General features: G+C 61.8%; 23 protein-coding genes. 13 read left to right on the forward strand and 10 right to left on the reverse strand.

Going from position 1 to position 25,374, the window contains the following annotated elements:
- Positions 1-179: 179 nt before the first annotated feature.
- From ABD806_RS08315 to eda, 6 genes are all read left to right on the forward strand, one after another.
- Complete coding sequence (locus tag ABD806_RS08315) at positions 180-1,043, forward strand: MurR/RpiR family transcriptional regulator (protein WP_344956800.1); 864 nt, start codon at positions 180-182, stop codon at positions 1,041-1,043.
- A 26-nt stretch (positions 1,044-1,069) separates the two neighbouring features.
- Positions 1,070-2,524, forward strand: a complete 1,455-nt coding sequence (locus tag ABD806_RS08320) for an N-acyl-D-amino-acid deacylase family protein (RefSeq protein WP_344956802.1) — start codon at positions 1,070-1,072, stop codon at positions 2,522-2,524.
- A complete protein-coding gene (locus ABD806_RS08325) occupies positions 2,521-2,910 on the forward strand; it encodes a RidA family protein (protein WP_344956804.1) in 390 nt (129 codons plus the stop codon). Before ABD806_RS08320 ends, ABD806_RS08325 begins: the two co-directional genes overlap by 4 nt.
- Before the next feature lie 100 nt (positions 2,911-3,010).
- Entirely contained in the window at positions 3,011-4,504 is a 1,494-nt protein-coding gene (locus ABD806_RS08330; protein WP_344956806.1) for a sodium:solute symporter family protein, read from the forward strand.
- A gap of 42 nt (positions 4,505-4,546) precedes the next feature.
- Complete coding sequence (locus ABD806_RS08335; protein WP_344956808.1) at positions 4,547-5,461, forward strand: sugar kinase; 915 nt, start codon at positions 4,547-4,549, stop codon at positions 5,459-5,461.
- 10 nt (positions 5,462-5,471) lie between these two features.
- Positions 5,472-6,122 carry a bifunctional 4-hydroxy-2-oxoglutarate aldolase/2-dehydro-3-deoxy-phosphogluconate aldolase gene (gene eda, locus ABD806_RS08340; protein WP_344956811.1) on the forward strand — a complete coding sequence of 217 codons (651 nt, stop codon included), beginning with the start codon at positions 5,472-5,474 and terminating at the stop codon, positions 6,120-6,122.
- An 82-nt stretch (positions 6,123-6,204) separates the two neighbouring features.
- Here the strand turns inward: eda and ABD806_RS08345 are convergent, their stop codons facing one another.
- From ABD806_RS08345 to glyA, 6 genes are all read right to left on the reverse strand, one after another.
- Positions 6,205-6,549: a cupin domain-containing protein gene (locus tag ABD806_RS08345; RefSeq protein WP_344956813.1), complete on the reverse strand. Its 345-nt coding sequence runs from the start codon at positions 6,547-6,549 to the stop codon at positions 6,205-6,207.
- A 90-nt stretch (positions 6,550-6,639) separates the two neighbouring features.
- A complete protein-coding gene (locus tag ABD806_RS08350; RefSeq protein WP_344956815.1) occupies positions 6,640-7,269 on the reverse strand; it encodes a sarcosine oxidase subunit gamma in 630 nt (209 codons plus the stop codon).
- The gene (locus ABD806_RS08355; RefSeq protein WP_344956817.1) at positions 7,262-10,291 is read right to left on the reverse strand and encodes a sarcosine oxidase subunit alpha family protein; all 3,030 of its coding nucleotides are present in this window, start codon (positions 10,289-10,291) and stop codon (positions 7,262-7,264) included. Before ABD806_RS08355 ends, ABD806_RS08350 begins: the two co-directional genes overlap by 8 nt.
- Positions 10,288-10,584 carry a sarcosine oxidase subunit delta gene (locus ABD806_RS08360; protein WP_344956819.1) on the reverse strand — a complete coding sequence of 99 codons (297 nt, stop codon included), beginning with the start codon at positions 10,582-10,584 and terminating at the stop codon, positions 10,288-10,290. Before ABD806_RS08360 ends, ABD806_RS08355 begins: the two co-directional genes overlap by 4 nt.
- A gap of 10 nt (positions 10,585-10,594) precedes the next feature.
- The gene (locus tag ABD806_RS08365) at positions 10,595-11,848 is read right to left on the reverse strand and encodes a sarcosine oxidase subunit beta family protein (RefSeq protein ID WP_344956821.1); all 1,254 of its coding nucleotides are present in this window, start codon (positions 11,846-11,848) and stop codon (positions 10,595-10,597) included.
- A 61-nt stretch (positions 11,849-11,909) separates the two neighbouring features.
- Positions 11,910-13,163, reverse strand: a complete 1,254-nt coding sequence (gene glyA, locus ABD806_RS08370; RefSeq protein WP_344956823.1) for a serine hydroxymethyltransferase — start codon at positions 13,161-13,163, stop codon at positions 11,910-11,912.
- 305 nt (positions 13,164-13,468) lie between these two features.
- Between glyA and ABD806_RS08375 the strand changes: the two genes are divergently transcribed.
- The gene (locus ABD806_RS08375; RefSeq protein WP_344956825.1) at positions 13,469-14,515 is read left to right on the forward strand and encodes a GlxA family transcriptional regulator; all 1,047 of its coding nucleotides are present in this window, start codon (positions 13,469-13,471) and stop codon (positions 14,513-14,515) included.
- A gap of 100 nt (positions 14,516-14,615) precedes the next feature.
- Positions 14,616-15,029: a GFA family protein gene (locus tag ABD806_RS08380; RefSeq protein WP_344956827.1), complete on the forward strand. Its 414-nt coding sequence runs from the start codon at positions 14,616-14,618 to the stop codon at positions 15,027-15,029.
- 357 nt (positions 15,030-15,386) lie between these two features.
- Here ABD806_RS08380 and ABD806_RS08385 read toward each other — a convergent pair whose 3' ends face one another.
- Positions 15,387-16,061, reverse strand: coding sequence for an ankyrin repeat domain-containing protein (locus ABD806_RS08385; protein WP_344956829.1), 675 nt, complete (start codon positions 16,059-16,061; stop codon positions 15,387-15,389).
- A gap of 670 nt (positions 16,062-16,731) precedes the next feature.
- Here ABD806_RS08385 and ABD806_RS08390 point away from each other — a divergent pair.
- The 4 genes from ABD806_RS08390 to nhaC all read left to right on the forward strand — a co-directional run bounded on the left by ABD806_RS08390 (position 16,732) and on the right by nhaC (position 22,344).
- Positions 16,732-17,457: a response regulator gene (locus ABD806_RS08390; protein WP_344956831.1), complete on the forward strand. Its 726-nt coding sequence runs from the start codon at positions 16,732-16,734 to the stop codon at positions 17,455-17,457.
- Positions 17,454-18,221: a substrate-binding periplasmic protein gene (locus ABD806_RS08395; protein WP_344956833.1), complete on the forward strand. Its 768-nt coding sequence runs from the start codon at positions 17,454-17,456 to the stop codon at positions 18,219-18,221. The genes ABD806_RS08390 and ABD806_RS08395 overlap by 4 nt, the downstream gene beginning before the upstream one ends.
- Positions 18,218-20,542 (forward strand): ATP-binding protein, encoded by a 2,325-nt coding sequence (locus ABD806_RS08400; RefSeq protein ID WP_344956835.1) that lies wholly within the window; start codon positions 18,218-18,220, stop codon positions 20,540-20,542. Before ABD806_RS08395 ends, ABD806_RS08400 begins: the two co-directional genes overlap by 4 nt.
- 311 nt (positions 20,543-20,853) lie before the next feature.
- Entirely contained in the window at positions 20,854-22,344 is a 1,491-nt protein-coding gene (nhaC, locus tag ABD806_RS08405) for a Na+/H+ antiporter NhaC (protein ID WP_344956837.1), read from the forward strand.
- Between the two features lie 103 nt (positions 22,345-22,447).
- Here the strand turns inward: nhaC and ABD806_RS08410 are convergent, their stop codons facing one another.
- The 3 genes from ABD806_RS08410 to purU form a co-directional block, all read right to left on the reverse strand.
- On the reverse strand, positions 22,448-22,825 hold the full coding sequence (locus ABD806_RS08410; protein ID WP_344956839.1) for a DUF4112 domain-containing protein: 378 nt from the start codon (positions 22,823-22,825) through the stop codon (positions 22,448-22,450).
- 31 nt (positions 22,826-22,856) lie between these two features.
- Positions 22,857-23,015, reverse strand: a complete 159-nt coding sequence (locus ABD806_RS08415; protein ID WP_344956841.1) for a YqaE/Pmp3 family membrane protein — start codon at positions 23,013-23,015, stop codon at positions 22,857-22,859.
- 78 nt (positions 23,016-23,093) lie between these two features.
- A complete protein-coding gene (gene purU, locus ABD806_RS08420) occupies positions 23,094-23,960 on the reverse strand; it encodes a formyltetrahydrofolate deformylase (RefSeq protein ID WP_344956844.1) in 867 nt (288 codons plus the stop codon).
- A gap of 288 nt (positions 23,961-24,248) precedes the next feature.
- Here purU and ABD806_RS08425 point away from each other — a divergent pair, with 288 nt between their 5' ends.
- Positions 24,249-25,127, forward strand: coding sequence for a DMT family transporter (locus ABD806_RS08425; protein WP_344956846.1), 879 nt, complete (start codon positions 24,249-24,251; stop codon positions 25,125-25,127).
- Positions 25,128-25,374: the final 247 nt, after the last annotated feature.

The following is a 25,374-nucleotide window of genomic DNA, read 5'->3' on the forward strand; positions in this document are numbered from 1 at the left end:
ACCTCTTGATTGATAAATAAGCAATTTTAAAGTAACACCATTTAATTTATTGTTTTTTATTTAATTTTATTGGATACAGTTGTGATTATGGTACAAAGTATCAAAACACACCCTCCTAATTGTGCGCATTTTCACTGTTTTGGGAAGAGGAAAAGACAATAATTTTGACGAGGTTCAAGATGACATACGAGATCGACATAGTGTCCCGCATCACCGAAAAGTTTCCCGAGCTGAGCGATGCCGAGAAACGGGTCGCCCAGCTGGTGCTGGACGATATCGCCGCATCGGCCCGGGCCAGCATAGGCCAGCTGGCGCAGGAGGCGGGGGTCAGCCAGGCCACCATTACCCGCTTCGCCAAGTCGGTGAACTGCCGGGACGTACGGGACCTGAAGGTACGCCTGGCCCAGTCCCTGGCGGTGGGACAGCGCTTCATCCACGAGGCGCCGGATTTAGACGGTATCAACGGCATCTATGAAGGCATCAAGAATGTGCTGGAGATGAACCGCAAGGTGGTGGACGAGGCCGCGATTAAACAGGCGGTGGGCTGGCTGAGCCAGGCCCGCCAGACGCTGGTCGTGGGCATGGGCGGCGGCTCTACCATCATGGCCCAGGAGCTGCAGTTCCGGTTGTTCCGCCTGGGGTTTGTGGTGAGCAGCTATAACGACGGCCTGCTCGGCCGCATGGTGGCCTCCTCGGTCTCGGCCAAGGATGTGTTCGTCGCCCTCTCGCTGACGGGCTTCACCCCCGAGGTCGTGGAGTCGGCAGAGATCGCCAAGCACTATGGTGCCAAGGTGATCGCCATCACCAGCAAGGGCTCTCCGCTGGCGAAAGTGGCCGATCTGACCCTGGGGCTGGTGACCCAGGAGACGGATTTTATCTACAAACCCACCGCATCGCGCTACGCCATGATGGCACTGATCGATGTAGTGGCCACCGAATTGGCCCTGGCCCATAAACGTCAGGTCCGGGACCAGCTGAGACGATTGAAGCTGACCCTGGATGCCCACCGCGGCGGCACCGACAGACAACCCCTCGGCGACTGAGCCGGGACAAAGCAGGAAGATGTAGCATGGATTATGACGTAGTTATCACCCAGGCCTCGCTGATAGATGGCAACGGCGGCGTCCCCTATGTGGCCGACGTGGCCATTCGGGGGGAGCGGATCCAGGCCATAGGGCCCGCGTTGGCTGGCACCGCCAGACATCGGATAGATGGGCGGGGCCTGGTCCTGGCTCCGGGTTTTATCGATGTCCATACCCATGATGATACCAACGTCATCCGCACCCCGGAGATGCTGCCCAAGCTCAGCCAGGGAGTGACGACCGTTATCGTCGGCAACTGCGGCATCAGCGCCGCCCCCGTCACCCTGGCCGGCGCGCCCCCGGATCCCATGAACCTGTTGGGGGAGCAGGCCGACTTCTGCTACCCCACCCTGTCCGCTTATATCGACGCCGTCAACCAGGCCAGGCCCAGCGTCAACGTCGCCGCCCTGATAGGCCACACCGCCCTGCGCCAGAACCATATGGACGACCTCTACCGCGCCGCCCGTCCGGAAGAGAGCTCGGCCATGCGTGCCCAGCTGAGCCAGGCCCTGGAGCAAGGCGCCCTGGGACTCAGCTCCGGGCTGGCTTACGCCAGTGCCAATGCCGCCCCCGCTGCCGAGGTCATGGCCCTGGTCGAGGAGCTGTCCCGCTTCGACGCCATCTATACCACCCACCTCAGGACGGAATTCGAAGGCATACTGGAAGCCATGGAAGAAGCCTTCGCCACCGGTCGCCATGGCCGGGTGCCGGTGGTGATCTCCCACCTCAAGTGTGCCGGTGCCGGAAACTGGGGCAGAACCGTCCAGACCCTGGCAGCCCTGGAGCTGGCGGCCCGCCACCAGGATGTCGCCTGCGACTGCTATCCCTATGCCGCCAGCTCCTCCACCCTGGATCTCAAGCAGGTGACCGACGACTTCGAGATTTTTATCACCTGGTCCGATCCTCACCCCGAACTGGCCGGGCGGACCCTGGCCGAGATCGCGGCCTTGTGGCAGCTGCCCCTGTATCAGGCTGCGGAGCGCCTTATGCCTGCCGGTGCCGTCTATCACTGCATGGCAGAGGAAGACGTGCGCCGGGTACTGGCCCACCCCCTGAGCATGGTGGGCTCCGATGGCCTGCCCAATGATCCCCATCCCCACCCGCGCCTGTGGGGCGCCTTCCCCCGGGTGCTGGGTCATTACAGCCGGGATCAGGGCCTGTTCTCCCTGGCGGAGGCAGTGCACAAGATGACAGGGCTGTCGGCTCACCGCTTCGGCCTGGTCGACAGAGGCCTGCTCAAACCCGGTTATTTCGCCGATCTGGTGTTGTTCGATCCCGAACGCATCCAGGACAGCGCCACCTTTAACCATCCCTGCACGCCAGCACAAGGCATCCGCCAGGTGTGGGTCAACGGCACCCTCAGTTACCGGGATGGTGCCGCGACCGACCGGCGCCAGGGACGATTTTTATATCCCAAACACTATCGAGGAGAAACACGATGAGTATCAAGCGTTACGGTACCGAAGGCGGCACCGGCACAGGCGGGCAGCACCTGCCCTTTGCCCGGGCGGTCGAGGCCGGTGGCTGGCTCTATGTCTCGGGCCAGACGCCGATGAAAGACGGCGAGGTGGTCGAGGGGGGCATAGTGGAGCAATCGCGCCTGGCCATTGAAAACTGCCTGGAGATCATGCGCGATGCGGGTTACGGCCTGGAGCATGTGGTCCATGTCAAGGTCATACTGACAGATGCCCGTTACTTCACTTCCTTCAACAAGGTGTTCAGGGAGTATTTCGGCGCCCATCCGCCGGCCCGCATCTGTGCCGTGGCCGATCTGGTCGTCGACTGCAAGGTGGAAGTGGATCTGACCTGTTACCAGGCTCCCCGCTGAGGGAGCGCGGCGGGCCAAGGCCCGCCACAAAAAAAAAGCGCCGACAAGCGGCGCCCAAATCAATCAAACGTTTTAGCGACGAAATTATAAAGGGTGTGTTATGGACAGTACACTGTTTCTAAGCGGCTTTCTGGCCTATGTAGTATTTATGATCTGGCTGGGCTGGCGGGTTTCCCGTAACCAGAAGTCGGGCACCGACTTCCTGCTGGGGGGGCGCTCGCTGCCGCTCTTCCTGACCCTGGGCACCACGGTCGCGACCATGGTGGGCACGGGTTCCAGCATGGGCGCCGTGGGGTTTGGCTATGCCAACGGCTGGGCCGGCATGCTCTACGGCATCGGCGGGGCCATCGGCATACTGCTCACCGCCTGGTGGTTTGCCCCGGTCAGAAAACTCCGTTTTATGACCATGAGTGAGGAACTATCCTATTATGTAGGCGCCAACCGCACGGTCAAAAATCTGGTGGGGGTGCTTATCTTTATCGCCTGCATCGGCTGGCTCGGCGCCCACATACTGGGGGGCAGCCTGTACCTATCCTGGGCCGCCGGTATCGATATCACCACGGCTAAAATCTGTATTGCCCTGGGCTTTACCATCTACGTGGTGATCGGCGGCTATACCGCCGTGGTCTGGACCGACACCATACAGGCCCTGGTGCTCTTCTTCGGCTTTATCCTGATGGCCGTCGGCGCCGTTCACTATATCGGTGGCTGGGACAACCTCTACCAGGGGCTGGATCCCGCGGTGCTGACGCCGTTTGCCGTGGAAAAACTGGGGACACTGCCGGCCATTTCCCTCGCCGTGGTCGTGGGTGTGGGCGTACTGGCTACCCCTTCCTTCCGTCAGCGCATCTATTCCGGCAAGGATGTGGGCACGGTGCGTCGTTCCTTCGTGATTTCCGGGGTGCTCTACCTGTTCTTTGCCGCCCTCCCGGCCATCATCGGCATGGCGGCCCATGTGATTGACCCCGGTCTCGATAACAACAACTTCGCCTTCCCCTTCGTGGCCGCCACCGTGCTGCCCGCCTCCCTGGCCCTGGTGGTACTGATCGCCGGCCTCTCCGCCACCATGTCGTCGGCCAGCTCGGATGCCATCGCCGGGGTATCCATCATGCTGCGGGATCTGTATGTCCTGTTCACCGGCCGCATGCCGGCTCAGGAAAAAACCATCAGCTACTCCCGCTATGCCCTGGTGGCGGTCATCGGCCTGGCCCTGGCCTTCGCCCTCACCTCCAATGACATCATCACCTACATCACCCGGATGATCTCCACCGTGATGTCGGGGATGTTCGTCTGCGCCCTGCTCGGTCGCTACTGGCCGCGCTATAACTGGCAAGGGGCCATTGCCAGCCTGATAGGGGCGTCCGTCGCCTCCTTCTCGGTGATCCTCAACGGCGACTGGAATGCCTACTGGGGCAATCCCTGCATCCCGTCGGTCATAGTGGCCGCCGGCTCCGGCTTCCTGGTGAGCCTGCTGACCCCCGCCAACAAGGTCGCTCCCGAAGAGGCACTGCGGATCCTCACCGAGGAGCGGGAACAGATGGAAACGGCAGGCAGCCAGACGGTGGCCGCCAGCTCCCAAACCAAGACGGCGTAATACGGCATAACTAAAGGCGGCCCCGGCCGCCTGGAGATGGATATGAATATTATCGGCTTCGGCGAATGTATGCTGGAGATAAGCGGCGCCCCCCTGGCGCTGCGCTTCGGTGGCGACACCCTCAACACCTGTTTATACCTCGCTCGTCTGGCACCCCGTTATGGCCACAAGGTCGCCTATGCCACGGCATTGGGCGACGATCAGCTCAGCACCGACCTGGTCAATGCCTGGCGGGATGAGGACTTGGATTGCCATTGGGTAGAACACCGGGAAGCAAGCAGCCCCGGGCTTTACCTGGTCACAGTCGCGCAAGACGGCGAGCGTCACTTCCATTACTGGCGCTCGGCCAGCCCGGTACGGGAATATTTCGCCTCGGTCCAGACCCGCCTGGAGCAGACCCTGGCACAGGACGGCTGGGATGCCTTCTACCTGAGCGGCATCAGCCTAGCCATACTGCCCCCGGCCGGCCGCGAGCGCCTGCTGGCGTGCGCCCGGCTGGCCCGGGAACGTGGCCTGGAGGTGATCTTCGACAACAACTTCAGACCCAGACTCTGGTCTGCCGAGCAGGCCAGGGACTACTACCACCGGCTGGCACCCTGGGTCAGCCTGGCCCTGCTGACCGAAGAGGATGAACTGGCCCTCTACCCAGGCGCCCCTGTGGAAGCCCTGATCAGCCGCTGGCAGCGGCACGGCTGTCGGGAGCTGGTCATCAAACGCGGCGCCGAGGCCTGTGTGATCGCCCTCGACCGGCAGCGGTGGACACTGGCACCCGAGCCCGTCAGTCCGGTCGTGGATACCTGTGCCGCCGGCGACTCCTTCGCCGCCGGCTACCTGGCGGCCCGCCTGCGGGGGGAAAGCCCCGTCGCTTCCGCCCGACTCGGCCACCGGCTGGCCGCGACCGTTATCCGGTATCCCGGGGCCATCATCCCCCGGGACGCCATGGCTGCACTGCTCTAAAGGAAACAACATGCTGACCCAAACGACCTTGGCCACCACCCTGGCCCGTTTCAAGATCATTCCGGTTATCCAGATCAACCGGGTAGAACAAGCCCCCGCCCTGGCCAGAGCCCTGGTCGACAACGGCTTGCCCGTGGCCGAAGTGACCTTCAGGAGTGAAGGGGCGGCCGACGCCATTCGCCTGATGAAACAAGCCTGCCCCAAGCTCTGCATCGGTGCCGGCACCATACTTAACGGCGCCCAGGCCGAGGCGGCCCTCGCGGCGGGGGCCGAATTTATGGTCGCCCCCGGCCTGAACCCCACGACGGTCAAGGCCTGCCGCTCCCTGGGCGTGCCCTTTATTCCCGGCATCAATAACCCAAGCCAGGTGGAGCAGGCACTGGAGCTTGAGCTGAGCCTGCTCAAATTCTTCCCGGCCGAAGCCTCGGGAGGCATCAACATGGTCAAGTCCCTGCTGGCGCCTTATCAGCAGATAAGCCTGATGCCGACCGGTGGCCTGACGCTGGAAAATGCCGGCGATTATCTGACGCTGCCGCGGGTTATCTGCTGTGGCGGCACCTGGCTGACCCCCACCCGGCTGGTCGATGACGGTGCGATGGATCTCATTGGCCAGAACGTCAGGCAGGTGGTAGCGCGTTTCGCCATCGATGCCCGGGCCTGAGTCCGCATAAGATAAAAGCCCTTAGGCATGGCTGCCTAAGGGCTGTGATGTGCTGGCCGGGTATCGGCTTAAAAGGTAAAGATCAGGCGAAGACGAAATATTTCCTGACCGTTTCCACTACTTCCCAGGTGCCCTGGAAGCCGGGCTCGACCACGAAGATGTCGCCGGCCTTGAGGTGGATGGGCTCTCCCCCTTCCGGGGTGAGGATGCAGTAGCCTTCACGGAAATCGCAGTATTCCCACTTGGTATAGTTCACCGCCCATTTGCCCGGGGTGCAGATCCAGGTACCCATGATCTTGCTGCCGTCTTCCGAGGTATAGGCATTCAGGTTCACCGTGTGCGGGTCGCCGGACAGTTTTTCCCATTTGGTGGCATCCAGCAATACATCCGGCTGGGTGTCGCGTAATACCGTAATCCGTTTTGACATGTTATTTCCTTAATGGTCGTATTGATTGCCGTGGTTGAAACCGGGCCGGGCGCTGTCGGCCCGAGGGTAGACAGCACCCGGCCTCAACGGTTAGCGCTTGATCACCAGACCGTATTCCTGGCTGGCATCCTGCAGCCACATCCAGATGTAGTCCGCGAAGCTGCGACGGACCACCAGCTCGAAGCTGTCGGCGCCGGTCCGCCGCAGCAACACGCTGGTCTTGGCGAATACCGTGCCCACACACTTGCCGGTGGGGAAGTTGGACGGATGGATGTCATAGGGCGTCGACTTGCGCAACACCAGCTCCGCCTTGGGACCGGACAGCTCCAGCACCGTCTGGCCGCCACTGACGTCATTGATGGCATAGTGACCGGACAGCTGCTCGCGCAGCTCGGCCTCCAGCGCCCCTTCCCGGCCGCCTGGCACTATGATCAGCCACTCGTCCGGCGCCAGCCACTGCACCAGCACCTGGTCGCTTTCCACCGAGCTGCTGGGCTGGGTGGGCAATGCCACCCCCAGTACCTTGGCTACCACGCTGGTGAACAGCTCGTTGCCCGCATTGCCGCGCAGCACCAGGTGCCCCAGCAACGCCTTCTCCCGCAACAGCACTTCCCCCTGCAGATTCTTTTCGGCCAGCGCCGGCAGGTCGGCATGGTACAGGGGTGATTCAACCCGAACCCGGTGGCCGGACTCGGCCAGTTTGGTGGTAACCTTAGACATGCTGACGCTCTCCTTTGGGATCATAGAAAATGGGGCTGGTGATTTCCGCTTCCAGCACGCGGCCGTCCGCCAGCGGGCAGTACACGGTCTGACCGGTGCGCTGCAGGCCGTCCTTGACCAGCGCCAGCGCGATGGAGTGGCCCAGGTTGGCGCTGTAATAGCTGGATGACACATGGCCTTCCATCTTCATCGGGATGGCCTGCTTGGGATCCAGCACGATCTGCGCCCCTTCCGGGATCACCGTCTTGGGATCCTTGGACTTCAGTCCCACGAATTGCTTGCGGTCGGTCCGTTTGGTGTCGGAGCGTGACCAGGAACGCTTGCCGATAAACGGAAACTCCTTCTGCTTGCCGATCGCCCAGCCCATCGCCATGTCGTCCGGGGTCACCGAGCCGTCGGTGTCCTGACCGGCGATGATAAAGCCCTTCTCGGCCCGCAACACGTGCATGGTCTCGGTGCCGTAGGGGGTGATGTCGAACTCGGCACCCGCCTCCATCAGCGCTTCCCACACATGCAAGCCGGAGTTGGCCTGCACGTTGATCTCGAAACTCAGCTCACCGGTAAAGGAAATGCGGAAGATCCGCGCCGCCACCCCGGCCACGGTCGCCGGTTTCCAGTCCATGAACTTGAAGTTGTCGCCGGACAGGTCCACGTCCTCGGCTACCTTCTCCAGCACCTTGCGGCTGTTGGGGCCCGAGATGGTCATGGTCGCCCAGTGGTCGGTGACGCTGGTCATGTACACTTCCAGCTCCGGCCATTCGGTCTGGTGCCACAGCTCCAGCCACTGCAGCACGCCGGCGGCGCCGCCTGTGGTGGTGGTCATGATGAAGTGGTTGTCGTCGATGCAGGAGGTCACCCCGTCATCGAAGATCATGCCGTCTTCCTTGCACATCAGGCCGTAGCGGCACTTGCCCACACCCAGCTTGGTCCAGGCGTTGGTATAGATGCGGTTGAGGAATTCCCGCGCGCCCGCGCCCTGGATATCGATCTTGCCCAGGGTCGAGGCATCCATGATGCCTACGCTGGTGCGGGTCGCCACGCATTCGCGGTTGACCGCCTGGTGCATGTCTTCACCGGCCTTGGGGAAGAACCAGGGACGTTTCCACTGGCCCACGTCCTCGAATTCGGCGCCCTGTTTCACATGCCAGGCATGCATGGGGGTAAAGCGCGCCGGATCGAACAGGTGGTGGGCATCGCGCCCGGCCAGCGCCCCGAAGGTCACCGGGGTGTAGTTGGGGCGGAACACGGTGGTGCCGGTTTCCGGGATGCTCTTGTTCATGGTCTGGGCGGCGATGGCCATGCCGTTGATGTTACCCAGCTTGCCTTGATCGGTGCCGAAGCCCATGGCGGTATAGCGCTTGATGTGCTCGATGGACTCGAAGCCTTCGCGTACCGCCAGCTGGATGCCCGCCGCGGTCACGTCGTTCTGGTAATCGACGAACTGCTTGGGCGCCCGGCTCACCGGCTTGCTGTGCGGCACCAGGTACAGGGCCTGGGCGGCATCTTCCTTCGGATCCCGGGTGCTGATCTCCGCATCCACCACGTTGGCGGCCAGCTCACCGTAACCGGCGGCGACGGCCGCTTCACGGCCGGCGGCCAGGCCTTCGGCCAGCACGGCCGACAGCGCATAGCTGCCCTGAACCCCGCCGGCCAACCGCTGCTTCTGCACGGTCGGGCCGGGAACGAAGCCGGCGATGTCGTCCCGCCACACCGGCTTGGAACCGGTATGGCAGGCCAGGTGCACCACCGGGCTCCAACCGCCGGAGCTGGCGATGGTGTCACAGGCCAGCTCGACCGCCTTGCCGGTCACCTGGGTGCCGTCGGCGCTGAGCGGTGCCACCAGAACCCCGGATACCCGCTTCTTGCCTTTGGCCTCGATCACGCCGTGGCCGGTATAGATGGTCACGCCGCGCGCCTTCAGCGCCTGATAGCGTTCTCCCCTGGGCGCGGCCCGGCTGTCGACCACCGCCGCCACCGGACGGCCGGCGTCCAGCCAGTCGATGGCGGTCTGGTAGCCATGGTCGTTAGCCGTCATCAGCACCAGCTGCTGACCCGGTACCACACCGTAGCGGTTGATATAGGTGGACACGGCACCGGCCACCAGGCAGCCGGGCAGGTCGTTGTTGCCGAACACCAGCGGCCGCTCATGGGCGCCGGTGGCCAGGATCACCTGCTTGGCACGGATCCGGTGCAGCCGCTGGCGGCTCTGGCCCGACACCCGCTCACCCAGGTGATCGGTGCGCCGCTCCAGTACGGTGACAAAGTTCTGATCGTAGTAGCCGTTGGCGGTGCTGCGCGGCAGCAGCTGCACATCGGGTAAGCTGCGCAGCTCCTTGACCGCCTCGGCCACCCACTGGGCCGACGCCTGGCCGTTGATCAGCTGGGTGCTGTGCAGCAGGTGACCACCGAACTCGTTCTGCTCGTCGACCAGCATCACCCGCGCGCCGCGGCGACCGGCGGCCAGCGCCGCTGCCAGGCCGGCGGCGCCGCCACCGACGATCAGCACGTCGCAGTGGTGGTTGAGCTTGTCGTAGCTGTCCGGATCCCGCGCCTTGGGCACCCGGCCTAGGCCGGCGGCCTTGCGGATCAGCTTTTCGTAGGTCGGCCACATGGACTCGGGGTACATGAAGGTCTTGTAGTAGAAACCCGGCGGCATCAGGTTGCCGCCCAGCTTGCCGATGGCGCCCATCAGATCCCGCTCCACATTGGGCCAGCCGTTGGTGCTGGTGGCGGTCAGACCGTCATACAGCTCGGCCTGGGTGCCGCGGATGTTGGGGATCAGGGTCGCTTCGGTGCTGCCCACCTGCAGGATGCAGTTCGGCTCTTCGGCGCCGGCGGCGGTGATGCCGCGCGGACGGGAATACTTGAAGGAGCGGCCGACCACGTCGATGCCGTTGGCCAGCAGGGCCGAGGCGATGGTGTCGCCCTCGAAACCCTGGTAACGGCTGCCGTTGAAGATAAAGCTCAGGGGCTTGCTGCGGTTGACCCGGCCCTTGCTGCTGATGCGGTTTGTCTGGCTCATGCGTTGCCTCCTTGCTCAACCACCTGGGGTTGCTCGCCAATCTTGTAGGTTTCCTTGATCTCGTAGGTCACCGTGTGCCTGGTCGCGTTGAAGAACTTGCGGCAGCCGGTGGCATGGATCCACAGCTCGTGGTGCAGGCCGCGCGGGTTCTTGCGGAAAAACAGGTACTGGGCCCATTGTTCGTCGGTCAGCGCATCCGGGTTCTCGGGGCGGCTGATATGGGCTTCGCCGGCACAGTGAAACTCTTCTTCTTCCCGCAGCTCACCGCAGTGAGGGCAATAGATATGTAACATGGGGCTCTCCTTAGTGGGCCACGCCGGCGGCGCCGTGTTCGTCGATCAGGTGACCGGTGTTGAAGCGGTCGATGGTAAAGGGCCGGGCCAGATCGTGCGGCTCGTCATGGGCGATGGTGTGGGCAAACACATGGCCCGAGCCCGGGGTGGCCTTGAAGCCGCCGGTGCCCCAGCCGCAGTTGAAATAGAGCCCCTTGATGTGGGTCTTGGAAATGATCGGGCAGGCGTCCGGACAGGTGTCGACGATGCCGCCCCAGGTGCGGTTGAGGCGCACCCGGCTGAAGATCGGGAACATCTCGACGATGGCGGCGATGGTGTGCTCGACGGTCGGGAAAGAGCCGCGCTGGCCGTAGCCGAGGAAGCTGTCGATACCGGCGCCGATCACCAGGTCACCCTTGTCGGACTGGGACACATAGCCGTGTACGTGGTTGGACATCACCACGGTGTCGAGGATCGGCTTGAGCGGCTCGGAGACCATGGCCTGCAGCGGGTGGGACTCGAGCGGCAGCTTCATGCCGACCATGCCGGCCATCACCCCGGAGTTGCCGGCGGTCACGCAGGCCACCTTGGGCGCGGGAATGAAGCCGCGGCTGGTTTCCACGCCGGTAACGGCGCCGTTGGCGCGGCGGATGCCGGTGACTTCGGTCTGCTGGATCAGGTGCACACCGAGCGCATCGGCGGCGCGGGCGAAGCCCCAGGCCACGGCGTCGTGGCGGGCGGTGCCGCCGCGGGCCTGCCAGGAGGCGCCCATCACCGGGTAACGGGCGTTCTTGGAGCAGTCGAGGATCGGCACCATCTCCTGCACCTGCTGAGCGCTGAGCACTTCGCCGTCGATGCCGTTGAGGCGGTTGGCGTTGACCCGGCGCTCGATGTCACGCATGTCCTGCAGGGTGTGGCCCAGATTGAGCACGCCGCGCTGGCTGAACATCAGGTTGTAGTTGAGATCCTGGGCCAGGCCTTCCCACAGCTTCATGGAATGTTCATACAGCCAGGCGGCCTCGTCCCACAGGTAGTTGGAACGCACTATGGTGGTGTTGCGGGCGGTGTTGCCGCCGCCCAGGTAGCCCTTCTCGATCACCGCCACATTGGTGATGCCGTGCACCTTGGCCAGGTAATAGGCGGTGGCCAGGCCGTGGCCGCCGCCGCCGACGATGATCACGTCGTAGCCGTCTTTCTTGGGGGTGGGATTCTGCCACACCCGCTGCCAGTTCTCGTGGTGGCTGAGGGCGTGCTTGAGCAACCCGAAACCTGAATACTTTTGCATACTGTCACCTGTTCTTGATAAGGGCGAGCACTGTCAGTCGCTCGTCGACGCGAATTTTGGGTTAGCGATACACCGGGAAATAGCTGCACAGGGTGGCGACCTGATCTTTCACCGCGATAATCACCTCGGGGTCATCCATGTGCTCCAGGATGTCGCAGATCCAGCCGGCCAGCTGGCGGCAATGTTCAACCTTGAAGCCGCGGCTGGTCACCGCCGGGGTGCCGATGCGCAGGCCGGAAGTCACGAAAGGCGACTGGGGATCATTGGGTACGGCATTCTTGTTGACCGTGATATGGGCATCGCCCAGCACCCGATCCGCGTCCTTGCCGGTGATGCCCTTATCGGACAGGTCCAGCAGGAACAGATGGTTGTCGGTGCCGTTGGACACCACCTTGAACCCCCGTTTCTGGAACACTTCCACCATGGCGCGGGCGTTGTCGATCACGCCCTGCTGATAATCACGGAACTCAGGGGCCAGGGCTTCGGCAAAGGCCACCGCCTTGGCGGCGATGGCGTGCATCAGCGGGCCGCCCTGACCACCGGGGAACACGGCGGCGTTGAGCTTCTTCTCGAGCTCGGGGTTGGCGCGCGCCAGGATCAGGCCGCCACGGGGGCCGCGCAGGGTCTTGTGGGTGGTGGTGGTGACCACGTCGGCAAAGGGCAGCGGGTTGGGATAGAGGCCGGCGGCGACCAGGCCGGCGACATGGGCCATGTCCACGAACAGCCAGGCGCCCACCTTGTCGGCGATGGCGCGGAAGCGGGCCCAGTCCATCACCCGGGAATAGGCGGAAAAACCGGCCACTATCATGCGCGGCTTGTGCTCGATGGCCAGGGCTTCGACCTGGTCGTAATCCACCTCGCCGGTGGCTTCGTTCAGGCCGTATTGCACCGCATTGTAGATCTTGCCGGAAAAGCTGACCTTGGCACCGTGGGTCAGGTGGCCGCCATGGGCCAGGCTCATGCCGAGCACGGTATCGCCCGGGGCGCACAGGGCCATAAAGACGGCGGCATTGGCCTGGGAGCCGGAATGGGGCTGGACGTTAGCATAGTCCGCGCCGAACAGTGCCTTGGCGCGATCGATGGCCAGCTGCTCAATCTTGTCGACGGCCAGACAGCCGCCGTAATAACGCTTGCCCGGGTAGCCTTCGGCGTACTTGTTGGTCAGCACCGAACCCTGAGCTTCCATCACCGCCGGACTGGTGTAGTTCTCGGAGGCGATCAGCTCGATATGCTGCTCCTGACGGCTGGCTTCTTCTTCCATGGCGGCCCAGACAGCCGGATCTGCATCCTGAATGCGCGTTTGCTTACTAAACATCTTCTTTATTCTCCTTTCCGGGCGATGGGCCACCCAAACAGACTTATCATCCCTGGCGGGTACCCTACCGGGTACACTCCAAGCCTTATTGAGGGTCATAGTAAAGAGTGCAAGCACCCGGTGTTTGACTGGCAGCGGCGCAATGCTGTGTATTTGCGACAGGAATGTGCGGGAAATGTTACGATACGCGACCGCCACCTGCCGCCCTGTGGATGAAAAGCGGGGCAGGAGCCGGTATTATTGAGCCAACGTTCATTTATCCAGGTTCGGCCTGGTTATCACCCGCTGTAGCGAGCCAGCCATCGATGCGTGAAGCCAAAGAAAAACGTCATTTCAGTAGCCTGTTGCGTGATGCCAACAGCGCCTTCCTGCCGAGCCCGGACACCGACGACGAGCCGGTACGGGTCGGCTTTGTACTGCTGGAACACTTTTCCATGATGGCCTTTACCGCGGCGGTCGACGCCCTGGTCACCGCCAACCTGGTGCGCACCGCCCCCCTGTTCAGCTTCTGTACCTTCGGGCTGGATTCGGTGATGGTGAAAAGCGATCTGGCGCTCGACATCTCCACCAGCGGCGAGCTGACGCTGTTGCCGCTGGAGGGCGAGGAAGCCCTCGATATCCTGATTGTCTGCGGCGGCTATCGTTGCTCCCTGGCGGAACAGCCGCTGCTGACCGCCAAGCTGAGGGCGGCGGCCAAGCAGGATATCATCCTGGGCGGACTCTGGAACGGCGCCATCCCGCTGGCATACGCCGGCCTGCTCGACCAGCACAGTTGCGCCCTGCACCCGGACAACCACGCCTTTGCCCGGGAGCGGTTCGACAAGGTAAGGGTTTCCGAGCGGGTGCTGGTGGTGGAGGAAAAACGGGTGACCAGCGCCGGCCCCAGCAGTGCCCTGGAGATGATGCTGGCGCTGATCGAACAGGTTCAGGACAAGGCCACGGTGCGGGCCATCCGGGAGATCCTCAGCTGTGATCAGGTGGCCGACAGCGACGAGGCCAAACTGGTGCTGCCCGCCGATGATCCCAGCTTCCCCGAGACCCTGCGCAACCTGCTGCGGCTGATGAGCACCAATATCGAAGAGCCGCTCAGCGTCGACGAACTGGCCTCCTTCGTGGGGGTGTCCCGGCGCCGCATCGAGCGGCTGTTTCAAACCCACATGGAAACCACTCCCTCCCGTTACTACCTGGAGCTGCGCATCACCCATGCCCGCCGCCTGCTGTTGCAGAGCGATGACACCATAGTCAACATCGCCGTGGCCTGCGGTTTCCTCAGTTCCACCCACTTCAGCCATTGCTTCAAGGATTACTTCGGTATCTCCCCCAGCCAGGCGAGGCAGAAACAGAGGGGGTGAACCGATGTCCGCTCACCGTTGCGGTTTGCTATGGGGCAGGTCAGAATGGTTCCAAAAGAACCACACCTCATTCCATATCCAACCCATGCGGAGATACAAGATGAATTATCCCATCCAGGGCTCCTGCCAGTGCGGCGGCGTCACTTATGAGTTGAACGCCCCCCCCAGGAAAGTCATTGCCTGCCATTGCAAGGAGTGCCAAAAGCTGGCCACCGCTCCGTTCAGCGTCACCGCCCTCGTTCCGGCAGAGGCCATCCGCTTTACCGGCGAGATGAAAGAATGGGGCCGGCTGGCGGAAAGCGGCAACAGGAACAATGCCAAGTTCTGCCCCGGCTGTGGCAACCGCATCTATCATTACAACCCGGCGCAGCCGGAGATCATCAAGCTGAAACTCAAGCCGGTGGACCTGGCGGATGACACTATGTTCCAGCCGACGATGCATGTCTGGGTGAGTGAAAAGCAAAGCTGGTATTCCCTGCCGGAAGGTGTTCCCGCTTTCGACAAGCAAGGCTAGCAGGCGCCGCCCTGCATCAGGGCCCTGAGCATGCCCCGGCGGCAGTCCCCGCGGGCCTGGATCCGGGGCGAGGCAAAGCCGCCAGTGCCCATCGGCAGGGTGGGCAGCAGGGTCATCACCGGATAGGAAAAATGCGGCCCCGGGCGGGTAATGCTGTTCAGTTAAGGGAGTCCTCATCTACCAAGCCGACCGTTGGCGTCATGGCCGGAAAATGCTCCTGCCGTTCCGGCATTCCCGCCATCCCTGGCGGTCAGTGACGCCGCCGAGCCCCCAGGAACGGGATTTCGGCGAGTCGGCGTGTGGAGGAGGACTCCCCTTTTCACCTTAAGTGAACGGCATTGCCCGATCGGGTGGTCGTTAACGGGCGCCGGCCTGCTCCAGGATGCGCACTATCTCGGCATAGCCGCGCTGGCGGGCATGCCGGAGCGGACTGATGCCGTCTGCGTCGGCGATATTCAGATCCGTCCCTGCATCCACCAGCAATTGCACGATTTCGGTATGCTCGGGTCCGCCCCGGCCGAGCACAATGGCCTCCATCAGCGCCGTCCAGTGCAGGCGATTGATATGGTTCACGTCCACCCCGGCCGCAATCAACAGGCGCACCGTGTCCACATGGCCGCGCTCGGCTGCGGGGATCAGGGCCGTGCCGCCATAGCGGTTGGTGCTGGCCAGATCGGCCCCGTGGGCCAGGGTCATCTTCAGGATCTCGTTGTATCCCCGGGCCCCGGCATAGAGGTAGGGGCTGTCATCGATATTGTCCTTGGCGTTCACGTCCGCCCCGGCTTCGATCAGCACCCGGGCGGCCGCCACCTGGTTGTGATGGGTGGCAATCAGCAGCGGTGTGCGGCCTTGCCGGTCCCGGGCTTCCTTGTCCGCACCCTGCGCCAGCAGCGCCCGCACCCCCTGGGCATCGCCCGCGGTCGCCGCCGCCCGCAGCCGCTCCTCCGGCTCGCCGCCGGCGGCAGAGCCCGCCCACGACATCAGCAACGCCAGCAGCCAGGCGCCATGGATGGACAAACGGATCAGCAACATCTTCTTCTCCTCAACTTGGCCCTCGGGGCGAACGGACATCGCGCGACGGACTGGCCACCGCCGCTTTGGGCATGGTAGACGTCGGACTAACTATTTAAAAATTAAATATTTTAATGGAGATCAGTGCAGAACCAAATAGCTTCCTGCTCGATCCGTATCTGCCAGGGTGATGGACACCGCCACTCCCTGACCGCGCCAGAGTGCCTAGGGGCTTGGTGAAACAGGGGCGCTGTCCTTCCCGCATCGTGTTGAAAGCAGGCCCGTCCTTGGATGACATGGTTAAAGAGACGTTCATCACTGTCCTGCTCAGCGCCGTTAGCCCAGCGGCGAGGCCGGCGCCAGCAGTATGCCCCCGTTCAGGCAGGCCAGCTGGCGCACCCGCGCCGACTGGCCGGCGATGTCTTGCCTCTTTCATTTCAACAATCGAGCGGAGCCCTCACCCCACTAGACATCGCCTTCCCCAGCCCCATTTCAGCCATTGCTTCAAGGATTATTTCGGCATGTCACCCAGCCAGGCACGCCAGAAACAGCGGGGTGAACAGGGCCACGGCATCCCGCCCCGGACAAGGGCAGCCATTGACAGTAAAACGGCATGCATGCTAGATACACCGGTTTAACATGGTTCGGTCGGCGCACCCGCCCTGGTGATTTCAGGAGATGTATTGTCAAGATGACAACGGATATAAAGATATTGATCGTCGAGGATGAAGAAATCACCCGGGCATGCCTGGTGGATTACTTCACGGCGGAAAACTACCGGGTATGTGAAGCCGACTCCGCCGAACAGGCCGAAGCCATACTGGCGGCCAAGGATATCGACCTGATCTTGCTGGATATCCGGCTGCCGGGAAAAGACGGGCTGACCCTGACCCGGGAAATCAGGGGCAAATCTGAAATCGGCATTATCCTGGTCACCAGCAAACAAGATGACATAGAGCGTATCATCGGGCTGGAATGTGGTGCGGACGACTTCATCACCAAACCCTTCAACCCCAGGGAGATCCTGGCCAGGGCCAAGAACCTGGTCAGGAGGGTGCGCAGCATCGCCGCCAACCCGCAGACCGAATCCTCCCCGAATATCAAAAAATTCGATGCCTGGACCCTGGATCTCGACCGTCGGGTACTGATCAACGACGGCGGAGAAACCCTCTCTTTGACCGATGGTGAGTTTCAACTGCTGTGCGCCTTTATCAGCAATTCGGGCAGGACACTGAGCCGCGACCAACTGCTTGATCAAATAAAAAACCGGGAATGGGTACCCAGCGACAGGACCGTGGATGTACTGGTCGGCCGGCTGCGCAAAAAGCTGCAAGACAACCCGGCCGATCCGAAGATAATTTTAACGGTGCATGGTGTCGGTTACGTCTTTACCCCCAAGGCTGTCGATCTCCCTTGAAATACCTGCTGTTGCTGATGCTGGCAGCCCAGACAGAAGCCCGTACCCTGTTCGCCTGTGGCCATCCGGTATATCCCCCCATTTCCTGGGCCCAGGATCGGCAGCTGACCGGCATCGCCCCCCATCTGGCAGAGAAAATCTTCGGCGAACTGGGCTATACCTTGGAACTGTCGGTCTTTGGCAACTGGGAACGCTGCCTGCAGGAAGCCAGGGCGGGCCGGGTTGAAGTGATCGTCTCGGCCTATCAGACGGCGCAGCGCAAACAGGACTTCCGCTTCACCCAATATCCCATCATCGCCGACCCCATCATACTGATCACCCATGCGGACAACAAAGAACCGGCAACCACCCTTGCCCAACTGAAAGGCAAGACCATAGGCCTGCTGTTCGGCGACAGCTTTGGCGACGAGTTTGACGACTTCGTCAAACAGCATGCCTTCGTGGAACGAGTCTCGGAAGGCAGCCAGAACCTGAAGAAGCTGGCCATGGGCCGCATCGATTATATGCCCATCGGACAACTGACCGCCTCGCTGCAACTGCAGCAACTGGCCTACCGAGACAAGCTGAAACCATTGCCGGACATCATCACCATAGAGCATTACTACCTGGCCATTCAGAAAGACTCGCCCCTGGTGAAACACCTGCCCTATCTGTCTGCACGCATCAATGAGCTGACCATGGAGAACTACATTCAGTATCTCACCGACCATTACAGCCAGCAGTATCTTGCCCAGACACCGGACGGGGATGCCTCGGCCAGATGAAAAAGCTGCTGCGGTTGATAGCGGATTATCGCAAGGCCCATCCGTTAAGCTTCCGGATGTTTATCATGGTGTTCGCATGCAGCCTGTTCTTTTCCGTGATCTCGACCAGCCTGCAACTTTACATTGATTACCAAAAAGAGCAGGCAGCCATAGAGGATCGTTTGCGGCTGATAAAAAGCAGTTACCTCGACAGCCTTGCCAGAAGTATCTGGGATCTGAATACCGAGCAGACCCTCCTGCAGTTAAAAAGCATCCTGGACATGCCGCATATGGCGTTCCTGCGGCTAGAATCCGACGCCTTTGAGCAGCCGCTGCTGCTCAGCCGCCTTCGGGAGCCATTACCCTCGGCCAGCACCTATCATTTTGATTTGGATTACCGGAGCCCGACCCTGGGCGAACGGCAGATAGGACGGCTGGAGCTGCAGGTTGATGTCGGCAGCATTCACCGGCAGCTGCTGCAGGGGGCCATGATCACCCTGTTCAGCTACACCCTGACCATACTGGCCATCGCCTTCAGCATCATGTTCCTGTTTCAGCGCCGGGTCACCCGGCACCTTGAGGCCATGGCGCATTATGTGGAACGGCTGGGGCAGGGATACCTGGATACCCCCTTGGCACTTGACCGCCCGCCCCACCGAGCCCAGGACGAACTGAGCACAGTGGTCAGCGCCCTCAACAAGATGCGTCTGGCCATCCGCCAAGATCTGGAAAAAAGAGAGCAGGAACACACCCAACTGACCAAACATAAGCAAGAGCTGCAGGCCATGGTGGAAAAAAGAACCCAAAGCCTGCTGCGTGCCAAGGAGGCGGCGGAATCCGCCAATCAGGCGAAATCCCAGTTTCTGGAAACCATGACCCATGAAATAAGAACGCCCATGAACGGCATCCTGGGCACCATCCAGCTGTTACAGCACGCCCGGCTGGAAGCAACGGAACGGGGATACCTGCACACCCTCAGACAATCCTCAGAGCATTTGCTGATGCTGTTAAACGACGTGCTGGATTACGCCAAGCTGGAACAGGGCTACCTGAGTGATGAAGGGGCCGACTTCTCACTGACCGGCCTGGTGCAGAATTGCATGGAGCTGATGCAGGCTTATGCCCTGAAGAAACAGCTCGACCTTGGCATTGAGCTGGCCCCTGTCCTCAAGACCTATTACCGGGGCCATGCCAATCGCCTGCGCCAGATACTCACCAACCTGCTCGCCAATGCCATCAAATTCACCGAACAGGGCAGCGTCAGGCTTGAGATAGCCCCGCTGGCCCCCAACCGGCTGCGTTTTGCCGTGCGGGACACGGGGATCGGCATCCCCGCAGCACAGCAGCAGCGGATCTTCAACCGCTTTACCCAGGCTGATGAGTCCATTACCCGCCAATACGGGGGGACCGGACTCGGACTGGCCATCTGCCAGACCCTGGTCCAGGCCATGGGTGGCACCATAGGGGTGCGGAGTACCCCGGGCCAGGGCAGCGAGTTCTGGTTCGAGCTGCCCCTCGAGCCTCTGGATAGCGGCACCGAGCAAGCGCCCCCCGCCCAAGCCCAGGCCATGGACAGCCTGAGCCTGCTGCTGGTGGAAGATATGCCCATCAACCAGCAGGTGATCACCGGACTGCTGGAACATGATGGCCATCTGGTATGCCTGGCTGAAAACGGCGAGTCGGCGCTCGCCATCACGGCGCAGCAGTCTTTCGACGTTATCCTGATGGACATGCACCTGCCCAATATGGATGGCGTCACCATCAGCCGGCGCATCCGCGCCCATCCCGGCCGGCTGAATGAACATACCCCTATCATCGCCGTCACCGCCAGTGTCATGCCCAGGGACATCAAGCGCTACCTGGATGCCGGCCTGCAGGGGGTGGTGGCAAAACCCGTCCATCAGCAGAAGCTGCGCCAGGCACTGGTGAATGCCTGCCGGACGGATGCCGCCGGCCAGCCCGCAACACCCGCTAACCGGCCACCGCTGGGCCTGCTCGCGGCCAATCCGCTGCTGGCGGAAAGCCTCGCCATCCTCGGCAGACACAAGGTGAAGACCCTGCTGACCCGCTTCCGTCGGCAGCTCCCGGCCGAATGCCGTACCCTGGCTGAAGAGATTGCCGCCGGCGATCTGTACGAAGCCGAGCAGCTCGCCCACAAACTGGCCGGAGCCAGTGCCATGCTGGGCTTTGCCGAGTTCAGCCAGCTGGTGCAGCAGCTGGAAACCCGCGCCCGTCGGCAGGCACAGATCCCCGCCCCCCTGGTCGACGAATTGAACCGCGGCATGGCCGACACCCTGGCGCGGGTTGACGCCCTGCTGATGGAACTCGACCGCCGCCACTGACGGCTATCCATGGCGGGACGGCCGGCATGATATTCCGCCGTGATGCCGGCAGCCCGCCCCCACCGCCAGCGACTCAACAATAAAATAAATCAATTAAATCAATTTGTTGAAATCGTAAAGGGCACTTGTGACAAGTTATTACAAATCAGCACATCTCGTAAACACCTCCATTACAACAGGATGATAGCCTGCGTTCAGTACCACCCCTTATGGGTGATACCAACACGCAAGACACTCACCGCTGTCGAGACGGGCCGATCCTGTCGGCCTGAACAGGCATCGCTTGCTTTATCAAGTGTATGGAGGGAACCATGACGACCAAACCCATTCCGCAGAAGCCGAGTTTTTTCCTGGCCCTGCTGCCCATCGCCCTCACCTTCCTGGTGCTGGGCATACAGCTTTTCTACTTCAATGACTTCACCCCCCATATCCCGCTGGCCATAGGTATCGCCATCACCGCCCTGATCGGCTGGTTCAGGGGCTATCGTTGGCATGATATGGAAGAAGGCATTGTCAAGGTGGTGCGGCTGGGCCTGCAGTCCGTCGGCATCCTGATCATCGTCGGCATGATCATCGGGATCTGGATTGCCAGCGGCACCGTCCCTTACCTGATCAAGCTCGGCCTCAGCCTGCTGTCGCCGGAGTTGTTCCTGGCCGCCAGCGTGCTGATCTGTGCTGTGGTCTCCCTGTCGCTCGGCACCTCCTGGGGTACCACGGGTACCGTCGGCCTGGCCTTGATGGGCATAGGCACCGGCTTTGACATCCCCATGTACTGGACCGCCGGCGCCGTGGTCTCGGGTGCCTTTTTCGGCGACAAGATGTCCCCCCTGTCGGACACCACCAACCTGGCACCGGCGGTGACCGGGGTGAACCTGTTCGACCATATCCGCAACATGCTGCCGACCACCATCCCGGCCATGCTGATTGCCCTGGTCATCTACCTGATCGTCGGCTTCAACCTGATCAACGCCGAGCAGGTCGACTTCAGCAAGGTACGGCTGATCATCGGCGGCCTGGAAGAAAGCTTCTATTTGTCGTGGATGCTGCTGCTGCCGCTGGCGGTGACCATCACCCTGGCGGTGAAGAAGATGCCGGCCCTGCCGACCCTGTTCGTCGGCGCCATGCTGGGTGGCATTGTTGCCATCTGGGCCCAGGGCGTCAGTTTGCAGGAAGTATTCCAGTACATGTTTGGCGGCTACAAGATCGATACCGGCATCCGTGAAATCGACTCCCTGCTGAACCGGGGCGGTATCCAGTCCATGACCTGGGTGATTACCCTGATGCTGATCGCCCTGGCGTTCGGCGGTATCCTGGAGCACACCAAGTGCCTGGAGGTACTGGTCGACAAGATATTGTCTCGTTCCAACGGCTTCGCCGCCATGCAGTCGTCCGCCATCGCCACCTCGGCCATGACCAATGTGATCGGCGGCGACCCCTACCTGTCCATCGCCCTACCCGGCCGGATGTTCGCCCCCGCCTATCGCAAAAAAGGCTATTCGGCGCTCAACCTGTCCCGGGCAACAGAGGAAGGCGGCACCCTGGTCTCGCCGCTGATCCCCTGGAACGCCGGCGGCGCCGTGGTGATCACCGCCCTGGGGCTCGGCATCGCCGAAGGCCAGACCATCAACCTGCTGTATATCCCGCTGGCCTTCGCCTGCTGGCTGTCGCCGCTGATCGGCATGTTTTACGCCCACATGGGCTGGTTCTCACCCAGGGCCAGTGCCGACGAGATCACCCGCTGGCAGCAGGAAGAGCAGCAGACCTCCCCGGCCACCGCGGAACAGCCGCTGCTGGTCAAGTAATGCCACCATTAAACAGCCCCTCTAGCGGGGCTGTTCATTAAAAACTTGCTATAAACAGAAACGGGCCTGAGCAGGCCCGTTTTTATTTCGCGACGGGAGCAAATTACCTACCGAGGCTCGCTTTCTCAAGATACGCCTCGATCAGCCGCACATTGCGCTTGTTGGCCTTGAAGGCGAAGTCGAAGATATCGCCGATGACAGGGATTGAACCGACCAGCAACTCCAGCAATACATTCAGCCCCATGCGGGCAAGCAGGGTGCCGGGCAGCTTCATACGCGCCGCTTCCGCGATGATATAGGACGACAGGCCGGCGGCAACCAGGTCGCCGACGCCGGGCACCAGACCGATGATGCCGTCCAGACCAATTCTGAAGCCGCCGGGCAGCCTGATTGCGCTGTCCAGCAGCCAGGCGAGCCGATCCAGCCGCGCCCGGGTTTTGGCCGAATGATGAGCCGTTTCCCCTCCGGCCCCTGTCACCATGGTTGTTCCTCCCTTCCTGTGAGCCGGGCTGTCACTTTTTGGCAATCACCCACACCGCATGCACTATGCCGGGAATGTAACCCAGCAGGGTAAGAATAATATTGATCCAGAAATGCTTGCCGATCCCGACCTGCAGAAAGACCCCCAGCGGCGGCAGCAGGATGGCGATAATGATCCTGATAAAATCCATGCTTGTCTCCCCATAACAAAAAGCCCCCGAACAGGGCTGCTCGGGGGCATTATAGGTCAGCAGGCTGCCGAAGGGGTATCAGCTGCCCAGCACCACCGTCTTGCCCTGGTACATAAACACCCGCTGCTCGATATGATATTGGATGGCCCGGGCCAGGGTGATGCATTCCACATCCCGCCCCTTGGCCACCAGATCTTCGGGATAATGGCTGTGATCAACCGGCTGTATGCCCTGGGTGATGATGGGGCCTTCGTCCAGATCGTCGTTGATGTAATGGGCGGTGGCTCCCACCAGTTTGACCCCTTTTTGATAGGCCTGATGGTAGGGCATGGCGCCCTTGAAACCTGGCAGCAGCGAATGGTGGATATTGATCGCCCAGCCTTCCAGCCTGGTGCACAGCTCGGGGCTGAGCACCTGCATATAGCGGGCAAGCACCACCAGCTCGGCTTCGCTCTCGCGGATGATGTCCCACATCTGCGCCTCCTGCTCGGCCTTGGTCTCGGGCGTTACCGGCAGATGATAGAAGGGGATATGGTGCCAGTCCGCCAGCCGCTGCAGATCCGGGTGGTTGGAGATGATCGCCGGGATCTCGATGGCCAGCTGGCCGGTACGGTAACGGTAGAGCAGGTCATTGAGGCAGTGGTCGAATTTGGAGACCAGGATCACCACGTTGGGCTTGCGGCTGCGGTCGGTCAGACGCCATTCCATGTCGAAGTCGGCGGCGCGGCCGGCAAAGCCCGAACGGAACGCCTCTTCATCAAATGCCTGTTCCTGGGGCCGGCGAAATTCGGCGCGAATAAAAAACTGCCCGGCACGGGCGTCGTCGAAGGTCTGCATATCGGCCACATAACAGCCCTGCTCCCGCAGGTAACGGGTCACCACATCGACGGTACCGAGTCTGCTCGGGCTGGTCGCATTGAGAATATAGGTGTCGGGGTGGGTCATGGGTCACCTCCTGTGGTTGAATCCATGTTGGCCTTGATATATCGGGACTGGGCCCGATGGTAATAAACAGGCACCGGGCTAGCCCTGCCTTATTTCGGACCATACTAAAGAGTGAAGCGACCGTGGGAGTGATTGGCTGCGTCCGGCTGATGTGTATTTGCGACAACATCGATAAGCGCCTGCCCGATGGGTCGTTTTACGACAACATCAGGCCGCCGGCAGAGCCATGCTGATGACAAGGCAGGCATACCATGCAGGCTCAGTAATAAGATAAACGGGAGAGCACAGATGGATAACCATTTAAAGGGAGGGCTGCTGACCACAGCCGGAGTCACGATCCTGAGCCTGGATGCCCTGCTGATCAGGCTGATCAGCGCCGATCCCTGGATACTGCTGTTCTGGCGGGGGCTGTTACTGAGCCTGTGTATCGGCAGTGTCTGTCTGTGTCAGGCCCGCAGCTACCGCCCTACCCGCAAGCTGCTCTCGCTCGGACTGGGCTCGGCATTATTCTATGCCGTCTGTACCGTGACCTTTGTGATCTCGATACGGCTGACCAGCGTGGCCAATACCCTGATCATCCTCAGTGCCGCACCGCTGATCGGCGCCCTGCTCAGCCGCTTTGTCCTGAAAGAGGCGGTATCCAGGCGTACCTGGCTGGCGATCCTGCTCTGCCTGGGCGGCTTGACGCTGGTTTTTTCCGGCAGCCGGGACGGCAGCCACCTGCTGGGTGATCTCATCGCCCTGCTGTGTGCCGCCAGCATGGCCGCCAAGTTTGTGGTGGAACGGGCCGCCAGCCCCGCCAACATGACCCCGGCGCTGGTGCCGGCCGGGCTGCTGGTGAGTCTGTTTGCCCTGTTGCAGGCCCCGACTCTGGTGATGCCCGCGCAAGATGTGCTATGGATGGCCATACTCGGCCTGCTGGTGGTGCCCCTGGCCTATGCCCTGATCACCCAGGGGCCCCGTTACCTGTCGGCCCCGGAAGTGGGCCTGATCATGCTGCTGGAAATGATCCTCGGCCCCTTGTGGGTCTGGCTGGTGCTGGCCGAGCAACCCAGCCACCAGGCCTGGATGGGCGGCCTGGTGGTGGTCGCCGCCCTCGCCTGCCAGTCGTGGCCGGGCAAGCGGCGCAGCAGGGCCCCCTTAGCTAAACGCCCCTGCGGGGCTTAACTAGCCGTGCTTCATCGATGCGGCGAGGGCCGGCTCCGCACGGAAGCTCTGCTGGCCAGATCCTGACCTTTGTCTTGTCATCGGTTGCATGACACCCCCAGGCATCCATGATCCATTGCCTCATTTGGAATTTCATCATGAGGCTTACCACTCCCAGGTTGCGGCAAGATCCATTTGAATTTTTCTTGCCATCGCCCACAATTTCTCTTACGGCAACCATATTGATGACACAGCGATCAGGGCAGAT

It is taken from the genome of Zobellella aerophila, from assembly GCF_039539325.1.
Lineage (GTDB): Bacteria > Pseudomonadota > Gammaproteobacteria > Enterobacterales > Aeromonadaceae > Oceanimonas > Oceanimonas aerophila.

What these genes read in the sequence shown, in the direction of transcription:
- ABD806_RS08315 (WP_344956800.1), top strand. Translation starts at nt 180, where the DNA reads ATGACATACGAGATCGACATAGTGTCCCGCATCACCGAAAAGTTTCCC.
- ABD806_RS08320 (WP_344956802.1), top strand. Translation starts at nt 1,070, where the DNA reads ATGGATTATGACGTAGTTATCACCCAGGCCTCGCTGATAGATGGCAAC.
- ABD806_RS08325 (WP_344956804.1), top strand. Translation starts at nt 2,521, where the DNA reads ATGAGTATCAAGCGTTACGGTACCGAAGGCGGCACCGGCACAGGCGGG.
- ABD806_RS08330 (WP_344956806.1), top strand. Translation starts at nt 3,011, where the DNA reads ATGGACAGTACACTGTTTCTAAGCGGCTTTCTGGCCTATGTAGTATTT.
- ABD806_RS08335 (WP_344956808.1), top strand. Translation starts at nt 4,547, where the DNA reads ATGAATATTATCGGCTTCGGCGAATGTATGCTGGAGATAAGCGGCGCC.
- eda (WP_344956811.1), top strand. Translation starts at nt 5,472, where the DNA reads ATGCTGACCCAAACGACCTTGGCCACCACCCTGGCCCGTTTCAAGATC.
- ABD806_RS08345 (WP_344956813.1), bottom strand. Translation starts at nt 6,549, where the DNA reads ATGTCAAAACGGATTACGGTATTACGCGACACCCAGCCGGATGTATTG.
- ABD806_RS08350 (WP_344956815.1), bottom strand. Translation starts at nt 7,269, where the DNA reads ATGTCTAAGGTTACCACCAAACTGGCCGAGTCCGGCCACCGGGTTCGG.
- ABD806_RS08355 (WP_344956817.1), bottom strand. Translation starts at nt 10,291, where the DNA reads ATGAGCCAGACAAACCGCATCAGCAGCAAGGGCCGGGTCAACCGCAGC.
- ABD806_RS08360 (WP_344956819.1), bottom strand. Translation starts at nt 10,584, where the DNA reads ATGTTACATATCTATTGCCCTCACTGCGGTGAGCTGCGGGAAGAAGAA.
- ABD806_RS08365 (WP_344956821.1), bottom strand. Translation starts at nt 11,848, where the DNA reads ATGCAAAAGTATTCAGGTTTCGGGTTGCTCAAGCACGCCCTCAGCCAC.
- glyA (WP_344956823.1), bottom strand. Translation starts at nt 13,163, where the DNA reads ATGTTTAGTAAGCAAACGCGCATTCAGGATGCAGATCCGGCTGTCTGG.
- ABD806_RS08375 (WP_344956825.1), top strand. Translation starts at nt 13,469, where the DNA reads ATGCGTGAAGCCAAAGAAAAACGTCATTTCAGTAGCCTGTTGCGTGAT.
- ABD806_RS08380 (WP_344956827.1), top strand. Translation starts at nt 14,616, where the DNA reads ATGAATTATCCCATCCAGGGCTCCTGCCAGTGCGGCGGCGTCACTTAT.
- ABD806_RS08385 (WP_344956829.1), bottom strand. Translation starts at nt 16,061, where the DNA reads ATGTTGCTGATCCGTTTGTCCATCCATGGCGCCTGGCTGCTGGCGTTG.
- ABD806_RS08390 (WP_344956831.1), top strand. Translation starts at nt 16,732, where the DNA reads ATGACAACGGATATAAAGATATTGATCGTCGAGGATGAAGAAATCACC.
- ABD806_RS08400 (WP_344956835.1), top strand. Translation starts at nt 18,218, where the DNA reads ATGAAAAAGCTGCTGCGGTTGATAGCGGATTATCGCAAGGCCCATCCG.
- nhaC (WP_344956837.1), top strand. Translation starts at nt 20,854, where the DNA reads ATGACGACCAAACCCATTCCGCAGAAGCCGAGTTTTTTCCTGGCCCTG.
- ABD806_RS08410 (WP_344956839.1), bottom strand. Translation starts at nt 22,825, where the DNA reads ATGGTGACAGGGGCCGGAGGGGAAACGGCTCATCATTCGGCCAAAACC.
- ABD806_RS08415 (WP_344956841.1), bottom strand. Translation starts at nt 23,015, where the DNA reads ATGGATTTTATCAGGATCATTATCGCCATCCTGCTGCCGCCGCTGGGG.
- purU (WP_344956844.1), bottom strand. Translation starts at nt 23,960, where the DNA reads ATGACCCACCCCGACACCTATATTCTCAATGCGACCAGCCCGAGCAGA.
- ABD806_RS08425 (WP_344956846.1), top strand. Translation starts at nt 24,249, where the DNA reads ATGGATAACCATTTAAAGGGAGGGCTGCTGACCACAGCCGGAGTCACG.